This window comes from Pseudarthrobacter sp. B4EP4b (assembly GCF_006680095.1).
Lineage (GTDB): Bacteria > Actinomycetota > Actinomycetes > Actinomycetales > Micrococcaceae > Arthrobacter.
Genome location: NZ_VHIJ01000041.1, coordinates 39,202 through 53,535, shown reverse-complemented (window position 1 = coordinate 53,535; position 14,334 = coordinate 39,202). Strand labels below are relative to the sequence as shown.

Annotated in this window: 13 protein-coding genes; 6 read left to right on the top strand and 7 right to left on the bottom strand. The window is 64.8% G+C overall.

Features of this window, described 5'->3' with window-relative positions:
- Positions 1–38: 38 nt before the first annotated feature.
- From FNL14_RS15680 to FNL14_RS15655, 6 genes are all read right to left on the bottom strand, one after another.
- Positions 39–1,109, bottom strand: a complete 1,071-nt coding sequence (locus tag FNL14_RS15680; RefSeq protein ID WP_091423252.1) for a BMP family protein — start codon at positions 1,107–1,109, stop codon at positions 39–41.
- 295 nt (positions 1,110–1,404) lie between these two features.
- On the bottom strand, positions 1,405–2,424 hold the full coding sequence (locus FNL14_RS15675; RefSeq protein WP_142061704.1) for an NADP-dependent oxidoreductase: 1,020 nt from the start codon (positions 2,422–2,424) through the stop codon (positions 1,405–1,407).
- Positions 2,421–2,849 (bottom strand): organic hydroperoxide resistance protein, encoded by a 429-nt coding sequence (locus FNL14_RS15670; protein ID WP_142061701.1) that lies wholly within the window; start codon positions 2,847–2,849, stop codon positions 2,421–2,423. Before FNL14_RS15670 ends, FNL14_RS15675 begins: the two co-directional genes overlap by 4 nt.
- 37 nt (positions 2,850–2,886) lie before the next feature.
- Positions 2,887–3,321 (bottom strand): MarR family winged helix-turn-helix transcriptional regulator, encoded by a 435-nt coding sequence (locus FNL14_RS15665; protein ID WP_142061698.1) that lies wholly within the window; start codon positions 3,319–3,321, stop codon positions 2,887–2,889.
- A 105-nt stretch (positions 3,322–3,426) separates the two neighbouring features.
- Positions 3,427–4,626 carry an amidohydrolase gene (locus tag FNL14_RS15660; protein WP_091423146.1) on the bottom strand — a complete coding sequence of 400 codons (1,200 nt, stop codon included), beginning with the start codon at positions 4,624–4,626 and terminating at the stop codon, positions 3,427–3,429.
- A gap of 75 nt (positions 4,627–4,701) precedes the next feature.
- Entirely contained in the window at positions 4,702–5,835 is a 1,134-nt protein-coding gene (locus tag FNL14_RS15655; protein ID WP_091423150.1) for a mannose-1-phosphate guanylyltransferase, read from the bottom strand.
- 264 nt (positions 5,836–6,099) lie between these two features.
- On the opposite strand from FNL14_RS15655, the gene sdhC reads away from it, so the two are divergent.
- From sdhC to FNL14_RS15630, 5 genes are all read left to right on the top strand, one after another.
- Entirely contained in the window at positions 6,100–6,480 is a 381-nt protein-coding gene (gene sdhC / locus FNL14_RS15650; protein WP_015936418.1) for a succinate dehydrogenase, cytochrome b556 subunit, read from the top strand.
- 2 nt (positions 6,481–6,482) lie between these two features.
- On the top strand, positions 6,483–6,944 hold the full coding sequence (locus FNL14_RS15645) for a succinate dehydrogenase hydrophobic membrane anchor subunit (RefSeq protein WP_091423153.1): 462 nt from the start codon (positions 6,483–6,485) through the stop codon (positions 6,942–6,944).
- 109 nt (positions 6,945–7,053) lie between these two features.
- The gene (gene sdhA / locus FNL14_RS15640; RefSeq protein ID WP_091423156.1) at positions 7,054–8,853 is read left to right on the top strand and encodes a succinate dehydrogenase flavoprotein subunit; all 1,800 of its coding nucleotides are present in this window, start codon (positions 7,054–7,056) and stop codon (positions 8,851–8,853) included.
- 1 nt (position 8,854) lies between these two features.
- Complete coding sequence (locus FNL14_RS15635; RefSeq protein WP_091423158.1) at positions 8,855–9,637, top strand: succinate dehydrogenase iron-sulfur subunit; 783 nt, start codon at positions 8,855–8,857, stop codon at positions 9,635–9,637.
- A 101-nt stretch (positions 9,638–9,738) separates the two neighbouring features.
- Positions 9,739–10,509, top strand: a complete 771-nt coding sequence (locus FNL14_RS15630; protein WP_142061695.1) for a S9 family peptidase — start codon at positions 9,739–9,741, stop codon at positions 10,507–10,509.
- A 38-nt stretch (positions 10,510–10,547) separates the two neighbouring features.
- Here the strand turns inward: FNL14_RS15630 and FNL14_RS15625 are convergent, their stop codons facing one another.
- Entirely contained in the window at positions 10,548–11,849 is a 1,302-nt protein-coding gene (locus FNL14_RS15625) for an ABC transporter substrate-binding protein (protein ID WP_142061692.1), read from the bottom strand.
- A gap of 211 nt (positions 11,850–12,060) precedes the next feature.
- Between FNL14_RS15625 and FNL14_RS15620 the strand changes: the two genes are divergently transcribed.
- Positions 12,061–14,325 carry a hypothetical protein gene (locus FNL14_RS15620; RefSeq protein ID WP_370455869.1) on the top strand — a complete coding sequence of 755 codons (2,265 nt, stop codon included), beginning with the start codon at positions 12,061–12,063 and terminating at the stop codon, positions 14,323–14,325.
- The last annotated feature ends 9 nt before the right edge of the window (positions 14,326–14,334 follow it).

Here is a 14,334-nt window from a genome sequence, read left to right as displayed (position 1 = left end):
GGTCATCGACCAGCCGGGCGGCGGCGCTACATGCAGGGTCAGGCTTTGGGGCTGGCTGCCGACTCGACCTTCAGCTTGCCGTCCACGATGTCCTTCTTGATCTGGTCCAGTTCGGACTTCAGGTCCGCCGGGACCTGGGACTCAAGGTCGTGGAACGGGGCCAGCTGCACGCCGTCGTTGGCCAGCGTGCCAACGTACGGGGTATTGCTGAATTTGCCGTCTTTGTCCTCCTTGACCACGGTTTCCACGGCCTCGCCCATCTGCTTCATCACCGAGGACAGCATGATGTCCTTGTAGTCGGGTGCGGTGAGGTAGCCGTCGGAGTCAACCCAGATCAGCTTGACGTCCTTACCCGCTGCCTTGGCTTCCTTCAACGCCGCACCGGCTCCCTTGCCCACCGGGCCGGCCACCGGCATCACGATATCGGCGCCCTGGTCCAGGAAGTTCTGGGTGAGCTGCTTGCCCACGTCCTGCTTCTCGAAGTCGCCGGTGAAGCTGCCGTCCTGGGCTTCCTTGTTCCAGCCAAGGAGCTTGACGTCCTTGCCCTTTTGCTGGTTGTAGTACTTCACGCCGTCGGCATAGCCGTCCATAAAGATGGTGACGGTGGGGATCTTGATGCCGCCGAAGGTGGCCACCGTGCCGGTCTTGGTGGTGCCGGCTGCCAGGTAGCCGGCCAGGAACGCTGCCTGGGCGGTGTCGTAGATGATCGGCTTGACGTTGCTGATGGGGGTCGCGTAGCCGAAGTCGATGATGGCGAAGTGGCTGTCCGGGTTGTCAGTGGCCTGTTTCTTGGTGGCGTCACCCAGCAGGAAGCCGACGGTGACGGTCAGGTCGCATCCTGCCGTGACCATGGCGCGGAGGTTGGGCTCGAAGTCGTTGTTGGTCTTGGACTCCACCTGGTTGACCTTGATCCCCAGGTCCTTCTCGGACTTTTTCAGGCCCTCGTAGGAGGACTGGTTGAAGGACTGGTCGTCGAATCCACCGGAGTCGGAGACGATGCAGCCGGTGTAGTCGCTGGCACCGGCGGATGAGGTGCTTCCGGCTTCAGGGGCTGCGCCGCAGGCGGTCAACAGAAGGGCAGAGGCGCTGACGGTAGCCAGGCCTGCCATGGAACCGCGCTTGAATTGTGCACGCAGTGATGTCTTCAATTTTCCTCCAGGATGAAGAGAGTGGCGCTACGGCTCGAATTCAATGAGTGTCCGTTTCTGCACTGAAATTCTGTTTTCACTGACAGCCCGCAGCACTGCGCCGGAGCGCACTGATTGCACCTACTTTAGTGGCCTGTGCCACGTCTCCGTAGCACACCAGGACCCCATTCCGGAGATTGTTTACAAGTTGTTACCAATCAGTAGGGGGCCGCACTTGGGTGCGGCCCCCTACTGTTGTTCAGCTGCCGGACAGCCGTCAGAGGCGGACCAGCATCTTGCCGGTGTTGGCGCCGTCGAGCAGGTCCATAAACGCCTGCGGGGCATTCTCGAGCCCGTCCAGGATGGTCTCGTCGTAGCGGACAGTGCCGTCTGCGAGCCAGCCCGCCATCTTTTCGGCGAATTCCGCGGCGTGCTGCCGCTGGCCGCCCACCAGGAAGCCCCTAAGGGTGAGCTGCTTGCCGATGGCGAGCATCAGGTTGTGGGGCGCCGGAGTGGGTTCGGTGGAGTTGTACTGTGCAATGGCGCCGCACATCGCCACCCGCCCGCCGACGTTGAGCGTGGCCAGTGCCGCTTCCAGGTGCTCGCCACCCACATTGTCGAAGTAGACGTCGATGCCGCCGGGACCGGCTGCCTTCTGCAGCTGCTCCAGCACCGGACCGTCGTGGTAGTCGAAGGCAGCGTCAAAGCCGAGTTCCAGCAGCCGGGCCACCTTGGCAGGCGTGCCCGCGGAACCAATCACGCGGGATGCGCCCATGGCTTTGGCGATCTGGCCCACCAGTGAGCCCACGGCGCCGGCCGCGCCCGAGACGAACACGGCGTCCCCGGCTTTGAACTCTGCGACCTTGAGCAGGCCGGCGTAGGCCGTCAGCCCCGTCATGCCCAGTGCACCGAGGAAAGCGGACGCGGGGGCGAGGTCGGTGCGTGCGGGCGTGGCTGCGGCAGCGTCTACTACTGCGTATTCGCGCCAGCCCAGGGGATGCACCACCACGTCGCCTTCGTGATGGCGCTCCGAACGGGAGGCAATCACCTCCCCCACGGCGCCGCCGTCGAGCGCCTTGTCCAGCGCGAAGGGCGCGGAATAGGACTTGACGTCATTCATGCGCCCGCGCATGTAGGGATCGACGGACATAAAGAGGTTGCGGACCAGGACCTGGCCGTCCTGGAGTTCCGGCAACGGTGACTCGGTAAGCCGGAAGTTCTCCGGAACCGGCGGGCCCGCGGGCCGGGAAGCCAGCTGGATTTCACGGGTGGTTGCGGGAAGCGTTGCAACGCTCATGCGGCGTACTCCAGGATCTTCAGGTCCACGGTGATGTTTCCGCGGGTGGCATTGGAGTAGGGGCAGATTTCATGGGCTTTGGCCACGAGCGCCTCAGCGGTGGCCAGGTCCAGTGCCGGCAGGGCGATCTCCAGTTCCGCCGCCAGCCCGAAACCTGCGGTGTCCAGCTGTCCGAGGTGGACCTTGGCGGCCACTGCCGAATCGGTCAGGTCCGCGCGTTCCTTGCGGCCCACCAGCCGGAGCGCGGAGTGGAAGCAGGCGGCGTAGCCGGCAGCGAAGAGCTGTTCGGGGTTGGTGCCCTCGCCGGTTCCACCAAGCTCCACGGGGCTTGAAAGGGTGACGTCCAGTTTGCCGTCGTTGGTACGTGCGTTGCCGTCGCGGCCTTCGCCGGAGGCAAGCGCCTCTGCAGTGTAAAGGGGTTTCACGGTGTTTCCGTCCTGTTGTGGGTTGAAATCTTCAATGTCAGAGCGCGTTGTGCAGGGCGGCCGTCAGCCGGCCCAGGGTGTCGCGCAGCTGGTCCAGTTCGTTGGCTGTCAGCCCGGCGGCGTCCGCCAGCCGCTGCGGGATGGCGCCGGCCTTTCCGCTCAGCTCCCGGCCGGCCGGCGTCAGGTGGATGGCGACCCGGCGTTCGTCCTCTTCGGACCGCCGGCGCTCCACAAGCCCCAGCGATTCCAGGCGCTTGAGCAGGGGTGACAGGGTGCCCGAGTCCAGTCCAAGCTCTTCGCCCAGTTCCTTCACGCCGCGCGGCTCGCTTTCCCACAGCACCAGCATCACCAGGTACTGCGGATACGTGAGGCCCAGCTCTTCGAGGACAGGCCGGTAGACGGCGGTGGCGGCACGGGATGCGGAGTAGAGCGCAAAGCACACCTGGCGGTTCAGCCGGGGAACATCAGTCATGCCACAACCATAGCGCGCAACTAGATTGTGCACAACTTACTGAGCCTAACTGGGGAAGCTCCGTTGTGGTTTTAGAAAGTACGACGGCGGCGCGTGCCGCCGCCGCTAAAGGTCGCGGATGGTGCGCAGCGCCGCAGCCGTGAGCACCCGGATGCCGAGGCCCAGGGCCCGTTCGTCCAGGATGTAGTCGCCGCGGTGAAGATCGTATTCCTCACCGCCGGGGGTTTTGGTGCCGAGCCGCATCATGGCGCCCGGAAGCTCCGCGAGGAACCAGGCGAAGTCCTCCCCGCCCATGGACTGCGGAGTCAGCACCACGGCGCTTTCACCGATTTCGGCCCGGGCGGATGCCTCGATGATGGCTGTTTCATGCTCGGAGTTCACCACAGGCGGCACTCCCCTGGTGTGCTCCAGCCGCACGTCCACGCCGTACGGGGCGGCCACCTGATGCACCACTTCGTCCAGCAGTTCACCGGCGGCGTGCCATGCCTCGCGGTCCAGGCAGCGCATGGTTCCGGCCATGTAGCCGGTGCCGGGGATGGCGTTCGGAGCGGAGCCGGCCGAGATCTGGCCCCACACCACTGAAACCCCGCTGCGGACATCCACCCGGCGGGACAGGACTGCCGGCACATTGACGGCGATCTGCGCCAGGGCGAACACGAGGTCCTCGGTCAGGTGCGGGCGCGAGGTGTGGCCGCCGCGGCCGGAGAGCTCGATCCGGATGGTGTCCGAGGCGGAGGTGATGGCGCCGATGCGCGTACCGATCTTGCCTACGTCGATGCGCGGATCGCAGTGCAGGGCCAGGATGCGGGGAACCCCGTCCAGCACGCCCTGCTCGATGCACGCGTGCGCGCCGCCGGGCATGGTTTCCTCGGCGGGCTGGAAGATGATGCGGACGGTGGCGCCGAGCGGTTCGTCCTGGTGCATGCGGTGCAGCACCAGGGCGATGCCCAGCATGGTGGTGGTGTGGACGTCGTGGCCGCAGGCGTGCGTTACGCCATGGTTTTTCGAGGCGAAGGGCAGGCCTGTCTCCTCGATGATGGGCAGCGCATCGATGTCTCCGCGCAGGGCAGTGGCGATCGGCCCCTCGCCCACATCCACGGTAAGTCCAGTGCCCTCCAGCCGGCGGGGGGTGAGGCCTGCGGCTTCGAGCCGTTCGGCCAGCTTGTCCGTGGTCCGGAATTCCTTGAAGGACAGTTCCGGGTGCGCATGCAGGTCCCGGCGGAAATCGATCAGTTCCGGCAGGAGCGGCTCAAGCCAGGGTGCCACCAGCGCGGTGGGCTCGGCTTCCGTAGTGTAATTGCGCACTGCTTCACTCTAGCGAGGGTCGCCGGATTACGGGCCATCGCGGTCCCCGCGTTACATCGCAGGGACCGCCACTGCCTAGAGAACGTCGGTGTCGCCGCTGGCTTTCAGGGCGTCGACGGCGGCCTTGACCCGCTGCGAGTTGGCCATGGTGGTCACCAGCAGGGCATCCGGGGTATCCACGATGACAACATCCTGGATTCCGATCAGGGCGATGACGCGCTTGGTGTCGGTCACCACCACACCGCTGGAGTTCTCGGTGAACACGCGGGCGCCCTCACCGAGAACGGTAACGTCGTCCACTTCCTTGGCACTGTTGAGGCGGCCCACGGAGGCGAAGTCGCCGACGTCGTCCCAGCGGAAGGACCCGGGCACGACGGCGACGTCCCCGGCTTCGGCGGCAGGCTCGGCAACCGCATAGTCGATCGCGATCTTCGGCAGGGTGGGCCAGATGCGGGCAGTGACCTCGTCACGGGCAGGAGTGTCCCAGGCGCGGGCAATCTCCTGCAGGCCCTGGAACAGCTCGGGCTGGTTGGCCTCAAGGTGCTTGAGCAGGAGGGCAACGGGGGCTACGAACATGCCGGCGTTCCACACGTAGTTGCCGCTGTCCACGTACTGCTGGGCTACTTCCTCGTTCGGCTTTTCGACGAACTCCACCACGTCCTGGGCGCTGGGCGCGCCGTCAATGTGCAGGTCCTGGCCGGAACGGATGTACCCGAACCCTGTTGAGGGGTGGGTGGGCTTGATGCCGATGGTGACGATCTTGCCGGCGGCGGCAGTGTGGATGGCCTCACGGACTGCCTGCTGGAAGAGGTCGTCCGGGCTGATCACCTGGTCAGCGGCGAAGGAACCCATGATGGTGTCCGGATCCCGTTCGTGCAGGATGGCGGCGGCAAGCCCAATGGCGGCACCGGAATCCTTGGGTTCGGACTCGAGGACCAGGTCGCCGTCCTGGACTTCCGGAAGCTGGCGGCACACGGCGTCACGATGGGCCTTGCCGGTGACCACCAGCACCCGGGTTCCGGCCAGCGGGTGCAGCCGGTCATAGGTGGCGCGCAGCAATGTACTGCCCGAGCCGGTGAGATCGTGAAGGAACTTGGGAGCTGCGGCTCGCGACAGGGGCCAAAGGCGGGTCCCCACGCCGCCGGCCGGGATCACCGCAATGAAGCGGTCAAGGGGTGATACCGGGCTTGTCACTTTGTCTGTACTCATCAAGGCCTACTTTAGCCGACCGCGCGCCGGGGCCCCTTATGGGCCCTGGCGGCAGGCGCCCGGACTTCATCCGGACGAGCGATTGTGGTGTTTGTCTCATTAATCCTGAAAATCCTTGCCGTTGCTGGGCACCAAGGAGTTCCTAAATTGAATAAGCTGTGAGCGAAGCCTAGATTTAGGCCTGAGCTACGAGTGCTCTCGCAGCAGGCGTTCCCCCCGCGTGGATCTCATGCCAGCGCCGCTGTGTTGCAGGGAGGTTTATCAGTGCCGACAAAACCAGCTGGCACCTTGTACCGCGGCCGTGAAGGCATGTGGTCCTGGGTAGGACACCGTATTACCGGTGTAGTGATCTTTTTCTTCTTGTTGGTCCACGTGTTGGACACCTCCTTGGTGCGCGTGTCTCCCGAGGCCTACACCGCGGTGATCGGTGCCTACAAGAACCCCCTCATGGCCCTGGGCGAGACCGGCCTTGTTGCGGCCATCGTCTTCCACGCCTTTAACGGCCTGCGCATCATTGCGGTGGACTTCTGGAAGAAGGGTGCCAAGTACCAGCGCCAGATGCTCTGGGCAGTGCTCGGACTCTGGGTGGTCACCATGGTCGCCTTCTCCATCCGCCACCTGTCCCTCGCGCTCGGAGGTCACTAGCCATGTCAGCAACGATTGAGAGCCCGCGCAGCGGGCGGATCGCGCCCCAGTACCGCCGCACCGGCGGAAGCCGCGGCAACTTCGAAATGATCGCCTGGCTGTTCATGCGGCTCTCCGGCGTGGTTCTTGTGGTCCTGATCTTCGGCCACCTGTTCGTGAACCTCATGGTGGGCGAGGGCATCCACGCCATCGACTTCGGTTTTGTGGCCGGTAAGTGGGCGGACCCGTTCTGGCAGTTCTGGGACCTCGCCATGCTGTGGCTGGCCATGCTGCACGGCACCAACGGCGTGCGCACCATCATCAATGACTATGCCGAGAAGGACTCAAGCCGCCGCTGGCTGAAGACGGTCCTCTACTCAGCCACCGTCGTCATCATCGTCCTGGGCACCCTGGTGATCTTCACCTTCAACCCTTGCCCCGTCGTCGACGGCGTGCCCCTGCCCGGCGGCTTCTGCCCTGCCTAGCACCGGCAACCTCCCGGGCCCGCGGGTATAAACCGCGGGCCTTGTTTTGCGGAGCAGGCAACGCCCGCCCGTTGTTTTATTGCGAATTTTGAGAGAAAGAGCGTCTGGTATGCAGGTCCATAAGTACGACGTCGTCATCGTCGGTGCCGGTGGCGCTGGCATGCGCGCCGCGATCGAATCCGGTCAACGCGCCCGCACAGCAGTACTGACCAAGCTCTACCCCACCCGCTCGCACACGGGTGCGGCGCAGGGTGGCATGTGTGCAGCCCTGGCCAATGTCGAGGAAGACAACTGGGAGTGGCACACGTTCGACACCGTCAAGGGCGGTGACTACCTGGTGGACCAGGATGCCGCGGAGGTCATGGCCAAGGAAGCCATCGACGCCGTGCTCGACCTGGAAAAAATGGGCCTGCCGTTCAACCGCACGCCCGAAGGACGGATTGACCAGCGCCGGTTCGGCGGCCACACCCGCGACCACGGCAAGGCCCCCGTCCGCCGCGCCTGCTATGCCGCAGACCGCACCGGCCACATGATCCTGCAGACGCTGTACCAAAACTGCGTCAAGCACAACGTTGAGTTCTACAACGAGTACTACGTCCTGGACCTGCTGACGGTCGAAGAGGACGCAGTGCGCGAGGACGGCACGCCGTACAAGCAGAAGCGCGTTGCCGGCGTAGTCTCCTACGACCTCGCCTCCGGCGAACTGCACGTCTTCCAGGCCAAGTCCGTGGTGTTCGCCTCCGGCGGTGCCGGCAAGGTCTTCAAGACCACCTCCAACGCCCACACCCTCACCGGTGACGGCATGGGCATCGCCTTCCGCCGCGGTATCCCGCTGGAAGACATGGAGTTCTTCCAGTTCCACCCGACCGGCCTCGCCGGCCTGGGCATCCTCCTCTCCGAAGCCGCCCGCGGCGAAGGCGCCATCCTGCGCAACTCGGAAGGTGAGCGCTTCATGGAGCGCTACGCGCCCACCATCAAGGACTTGGCCCCGCGTGACATCGTGGCCCGTTCCATGGCCAACGAGGTCCGTGAAGGCCGCGGCTGCGGCCCGAACAAGGACTACGTCCTCCTGGACCTCACGCACCTTGAGCCGGCCCACATCGATGCCAAGCTCCCGGACATCACCGAGTTCGCCCGCACCTACCTGGGCGTGGAGCCGTACACGGAGCCCGTTCCCGTGTTCCCCACCGCGCACTACGCCATGGGCGGCATCCCCACCAACATCACCACCGAGGTCCTGCAGGACAACGACACCGTGGTCCCCGGCCTCTACGCGGCCGGCGAGGTTGCCTGCGTCTCCGTCCACGGCTCCAACCGCCTGGGCACCAACTCGCTGCTGGACATCAACGTCTTCGGTAAGCGCGCCGGCATTGCCGCAGCCGAGTACGCCAAGACGGCCGACTACGTGGAACTGCCAGAGAACCCGCTGGCGTACACCACCGAGCTGCTGGACATCGCCCGCAACGGCACCGGCGACGAAAAGGTGGCCCAGATCCGCAAGGAACTGCAGGACACCATGGACGCCAACATGCAGGTGTTCCGCACCGCGGACACCCTGAACCAGGTCCTGCGCGACATCGCCTCCTTCGAGGAGCGCTACAAGCGCATCAACGTCCAGGACAAGGGGAAGCGCTTCAACCTTGACCTGCTCGAGGCCGTTGAACTCGGCTTCCTGCTGGAGCTGGCCAAGGTGATGACCGTGGCGGCCCTGCACCGTGAGGAATCCCGCGGCGGACACTTCCGCGAGGACTTCCCGGAACGCGACGACGAGAAATTCATGAAGCACTCCATGGCGTACAAGGACGACCACGCCCCGGCAGACGGATCGGCAGAATCAATTGCCGGCATCCGCCTGGCCACCAAGCCGGTTGTCTTTACCCGCTACGAGCCGATGGTGAGGAAGTACTAAGATGACCGCTGAAATCGCTGAGCCAGCCTCAAAGATTGAACTGCCTGCCGGCGTCGGCGGTGGCGGCGAAATCCCCACGTTCGATGTGCACCTGCGCGTGCGCCGGTACAACCCGGAGGTTTCCGGCGAGGCCACCTGGGATGACTACAACCTGACCATGTACGGCACGGACCGCGTCCTGGATGCCCTGCACAAGGTCAAATGGGAAATCGACGGCAGCCTCTCCTTCCGCCGCTCCTGCGCCCACGGTGTCTGTGGTTCCGATGCCATGCGCATCAACGGCCGCAACCGCCTCGCCTGCAAGACGCTCCTGAAGGACCTGGACACGTCCAAGCCCATCACGGTGGAACCCATCAAGGGCCTGCCTGTGGAGAAGGACCTCATCGTGGACATGGAACCGTTCTTCCAGTCCTACCGCGAAGTGATGCCGTTCCTCATTAACAAGGGCCACGAGCCCACCCGGGAACGCCTGCAGTCCGCCGAGGACCGTGAGCGCTTCGATGACACCACCAAGTGCATCCTGTGCGCTGCCTGCACGTCCTCCTGCCCCGTGTTCTGGACCGACGGCCAGTACTTCGGGCCGGCGGCGATCGTCAACGCGCACCGCTTCATCTTCGACTCCCGGGATGATGCCGGCGACATGCGCCTGGAGATCCTCAACGACAAGGAAGGCGTGTGGCGCTGCCGCACCACCTTCAACTGCTCCGAAGCATGCCCCCGCGGCATCCAGGTCACCCAGGCCATCCAAGAGGTCAAGCAGGCCATCCTCTCCCGCAAGATCTAGTTTCTGCCAAGCGTGAGCAACGCGGGGTCACTCCGCGCCCAATCCTCCCCCGGAATTGGGCCGGAAGTGACCCCGCGTTGCTTTAATTGAAAGGGCTCGCCATGTCCCGCTCCGAAAAAGTCTCGTTTGCCGGTTCCACCGGCGAAATGCTCTCCGGCATCATTGATATTCCGGAGGGCCCGGTCAAGGGCTGGGGGGTCTTCTCCCACGGGTTCACGCTGGGTAAGGATGCGCCGTCCGCGTCGAGGATGTGCAAGGCGCTGGCGGACAGCGGCGTGGGTATGCTGCGGTTCGACAACCTGGGCCTGGGCGGATCGGCCGGCGAGTGGTCCGCGGGCTCGTTCAGCCACAAGGTGGCGGACACCGTCAAGGCAGCCGAGTTCATGCGCAGCGAGGGGAAAGAGATTTCCCTCCTGGTAGGCCACTCCTTCGGCGGCGCGGCAGTGCTCGCCGCAGCACGGGAGATTCCCGAGCTCGACGCCGTCGCTACCGTTGGCGCCCCGTTCTCACCCAAGCATGTGGCCCACGTGTTCGACGCCGCAATGGACAAGATCCTCAGCGAAGGCAGCGCCGAGGTGGACCTCGGCGGGAAGCGGGTGGAGATCCGCAAGCATTTTGTGGAGGACCTGGAAAATGCGGACCTGACGGACTGCATCAAGCAGCTGCACAAGCCGCTGATGGTTCTGCACTCCCCCACGGACAACACCGTGGGGATCGAAAACGCCAGCACCATCTTTCAGACCGCCCGGCATCCGCGGAACTTTGTCTCGCTGGAAGGCAGTGACCACCTCCTCACCGGGAAGGGCCAGGCGGCACGGGCGGCACGGATCATCGCTGCCTGGGCCGATCAATACCTCGACGCGGCCCAGTAGCCTGCCCGCGGGGACAGGGCAACGGGCCGCGTACGCGGTTATTTGCCGATGGCGGCCTTACTTTCGCTGAGCCATTGTTCCGCCGCCTTTTCAGGCGTCAGCCGCTTGAACAGGACTTCCGTGTTGATGCGGGCCGTGATCTCGGAGACAGCAGTGGATCCTGTGGGTCCGATGAAGGTGGGGGCGAAGTCCATCTTCCCGATCGCATCTATGTAGTCCGCCTCCACCTTGCCCTGCGGCGTCAGGAGGTCCTTGATGGCGCTGCGCATTTCCGGGTTACTGGGGACCCCGCGGTCGCTCTGGATGATTTGGGCGGCTGACTCGTTGTTCACCAGGAAGCTGACCAGTTTCGCGGCAGCGTCCGTATGCTTGCTCCGGGCGGAGATGGTATAGAACTGTGAGGACTGCAGCCAGATCCCCGGGGTGGGGTTTTCGCCGGGAAGCTTGAGCAGCTTCAAATCCGCACCCGATGCCTTGCTGAGCGCGGACAGCGAGTTGCTCCAGGTGAGCATCATGGCTGCTTTGCCCATGCCCATCAGGGTCTGCTCTGTACTCACGTTGAGCTTCTCCACTGTCTCTGATGCACTGGGCGCAGCGCCGGACTCGCTCAGCTTCAAGCTGTAATCGAAATAGTCCCGGACCGTGTCCTGGTCCAGTCCGAGCCGGCCGTCCTGGGTGTACAGCGACTGGCCGTGCTGCCGGGCGAAGGCGTCCAGCGAATCGTGGGTGAGGACCGTTGCCGTTCCGTACGTGCCTTTGGGGCTCTTGGCGGTTACGTCCGAGGCGGCCTTCGCGAAATCGTCCCAACTCCATGTGCTGTCATCCGGAATGGCAACACCGGCAGCCTGGAAGACCGCAGGGTTGGCGACGATTGACAAGGCATTGGCGCCGGTGGATACGCCGTACTGCTTCCCTTGGACCTGGCCGTTCTCCAGCGCGCCCTGGTCCATCTTTGACAGGTCCAGGGAACCGCTGACCTTGCTGAGATCCAGGAGAGCCCCCCGGTTGGCGTATTCGGCCGGATAAGCCCCGCCCATGGTGATCACGTCAGGGGCATCATTGGCCGCTACCTGCGTTGCCAGCTTGTCAAAGTACCCGCCGATGTCCCCGTATTCGGGCTTGACCTTGATGTTGGGGTTGGCGGCCTCGAATTCGGCGATGGCTTTGTTGGTCAGCTCCGCCCGCCCTGCGTTGCCCCACCAGGAGAAACGGATTTCAACAGGGCCGTCCTCAGGCTGGTTGGATGGGGCGCTGGAGCATCCTGCAGTGACGCCCAGAAGGCCCAGTGCAGTGAGCATGGCGACTGATTTACGGATTCTTCCTAAAACTTTACGCGTCATTGGGCAAGCTTCTTCCGGGTCAGAAAGCGGTTTCGTGAAACGTATCAAGGACGGCCGCGGAGGGTCAAGAGGTAGCTCGCAGGTTTTCGCTCGCCCAGGGGTTGACAGTATCCAGCGCAGCGAACAAGGATTGGAACCGTTCGGAAACCGGTTTCTAGGCGAAACGCGTTTCCACTCCCCGCCCAGCACCAGCACCGGAAGGGCGTGCAGCGTGCACAGCCAAAGCACCACCACCCTGCCAGGAATGTCGTCGGGCGGTTCCGCAACCAGCGCCGCCATCGACAGGCAAGCACTCGTCCGGCGCCACAACGTGTGCCAGCGGACCTTGGATCCCCGAAGCCCGGTCTCCGTAGGCAACGGCGAATTCGCTTTCACCGCGGACCTCACCGGACTCCAGTCACTCCCTGAGGCCTACCCGGTGGGTGCACGGGACGAGCTGCCGGCCGGAACCCTGCTGGGCACGCAGGCCCAGTGGGGCTGGCATTCGACACCCCCGGAGCAGCCGTACGGGCTCGCAGGTTCCACCGTCCTCTACGACTCCCCTCGCGGACCGGTTCCCTACGTGGACATGGTGGGAAACATCGTCAATGAGCGGGAAACGGATACCTCCCGGGCGGAAACGTGGCTCAGGGCGAATCCCCACCGCCTGGATCTGGGCCGGATCGGCTTCCGGCTGGTGGAGGACGGAGCGGAACGCGCAGTCACACGGGACGATGTGGGCGACGCCGAGCAGACACTTGATCTCTGGACCGGCGTGGTGAGCAGCAGCTTTACCCTGGCAGGCCACCCGGTCACCGTCACCACCGCCTGCCATCCGGACCGCGACGAGATCGGACTGCGCGTGGTGTCGCCCGCGCTCATGCATGGCCTCGTGGTGGGCATGGATTTCCCGTATGGTTCCGAGGCCTGGCACGATGCGGCGGACTGGGACAGCCCGGATGCCCACACCACTACGCTGGGGGAACCGACGCCGTCCGGACTGCACACCGGATCCAGCAGCTGGACCGTTGAGCGCACGTTGGACGGCGCCCGCTACGAGGTGGTGGTCACCGGAAACAACCTTATGGTGGAACAGACCGGGCAGCATCACCTTCGAATCGCTCCCGGCAGCGCCGCCCAGGGCCAGGACCAGGTCGATGTCATGGACCTTGCCATTGCTTTTATCCCAGCCGCAACCGGCGACTGCATCCCGCGGGGTGACAGCGCGCTGTCCCGGGTGGCGGCAAAGCCGGGCATGGACGCAGGGGCCGGAACCGCCGTCGGCCTTTCACCAGGCAGCGCCGTTGCCGACGCCTCGGCAGCCTCCTGGCCCCGGTTCTGGTCCTCCGGCGGTGCCATCGAGCTGGAGGCGACGGACGATCCCCGGGCGAAGGAGCTGGAGCGCCGGATTGTCCTCTCGCAGTATTTGACCGCCATTAACTGCTCGGGCTCGTTGCCGCCGCAGGAAACAGGGTTGGTCTGCAATTCCTGGCGGGGCCGCTTCCACCTTGAAATGCACTGGTGGCACGCTGCCCACTTTGCCCACTGGAACCGTCCCGAGCTCCTGCTGCCCTCCTTACGGTGGTACACGACCGTGCTGGAACCTTCGCGCGCGACTGCCAGGGCCCAGGGCTTCGACGGCGTCCGCTGGCCCAAGCAGGTTGGCCCCGATGGCAGGGAAAGCCCCAGCCCCATCGGGACGTTCCTCATCTGGCAGCAGCCGCACCCCATCCACCTGGCCGAACTGCTGTACCGGGCAAGCCCCAGCCCTGAGGTGCTGGAGGAGTTCGCGGAGATCGTGTTCGAAACCGCCGCGTTTATGGCCAGCTTCGCCCATCCCACCGCGCGCGGATTTGAACTGGGGCCCCCGTTGATCCCTGCGCAGGAGAGCTACGGCAGCATCCGAGGCTCAGTCACCAACCCCACCTTTGAGCTCGCGTATTGGCAGTGGGCCCTTCGGATCGCCGCTGCCTGGCGGGAACGGCTGGGGCTCGAGCCCATCCCTGCCTGGCGGGAGGTGGCCGACGGGATGGTGCAGCCGCGGGTGATCGATGGCGTCTACGCTGCCATTGACGTGGAGCCGTTCACCATCCGGACCGATCATCCTTCGATGCTTTGCGCACTCGGTGTACTGCCCGAGACTGACCTCATCGACAAGGACATTATGCGGGCAACACTGGCGGACGTGCTTGCTGACTGGGACTGGGGCAGCACCTGGGGCTGGGACTACCCCGTCATGGCCATGACAGCGGCCCGCCTTGGGGATCCGGAGGCTGCAGTGAATGCCCTCCTGATGGACGCAGGCAAGAACACAGTGCTCCCCAACGGACACAACCGCCAGACCGATTCGCTGCCCCTGTACTTGCCGGGCAACGGCGGGCTCCTCGCCGCCGCTGCACTGATGGCCGCCGGGTGGGATAACGGACCGGACCGCCATGCCCCTGGGTTCCCGCCCGGCTGGACTGTGGCGTGGGAAGGCCTGGTGGCCGCACCATAGCCCTGCCGG

Coding starts and splice junctions, on each gene's coding strand:
- FNL14_RS15680 (WP_091423252.1), bottom strand. CDS start 1,109: ATGGCAGGCCTGGCTACCGTCAGCGCCTCTGCCCTTCTGTTGACCGCC.
- FNL14_RS15675 (WP_142061704.1), bottom strand. CDS start 2,424: ATGAGCGTTGCAACGCTTCCCGCAACCACCCGTGAAATCCAGCTGGCT.
- FNL14_RS15665 (WP_142061698.1), bottom strand. CDS start 3,321: ATGACTGATGTTCCCCGGCTGAACCGCCAGGTGTGCTTTGCGCTCTAC.
- FNL14_RS15655 (WP_091423150.1), bottom strand. CDS start 5,835: ATGAGTACAGACAAAGTGACAAGCCCGGTATCACCCCTTGACCGCTTC.
- FNL14_RS15645 (WP_091423153.1), top strand. CDS start 6,483: ATGTCAGCAACGATTGAGAGCCCGCGCAGCGGGCGGATCGCGCCCCAG.
- sdhA (WP_091423156.1), top strand. CDS start 7,054: ATGCAGGTCCATAAGTACGACGTCGTCATCGTCGGTGCCGGTGGCGCT.
- FNL14_RS15635 (WP_091423158.1), top strand. CDS start 8,855: ATGACCGCTGAAATCGCTGAGCCAGCCTCAAAGATTGAACTGCCTGCC.
- FNL14_RS15630 (WP_142061695.1), top strand. CDS start 9,739: ATGTCCCGCTCCGAAAAAGTCTCGTTTGCCGGTTCCACCGGCGAAATG.
- FNL14_RS15625 (WP_142061692.1), bottom strand. CDS start 11,849: ATGACGCGTAAAGTTTTAGGAAGAATCCGTAAATCAGTCGCCATGCTC.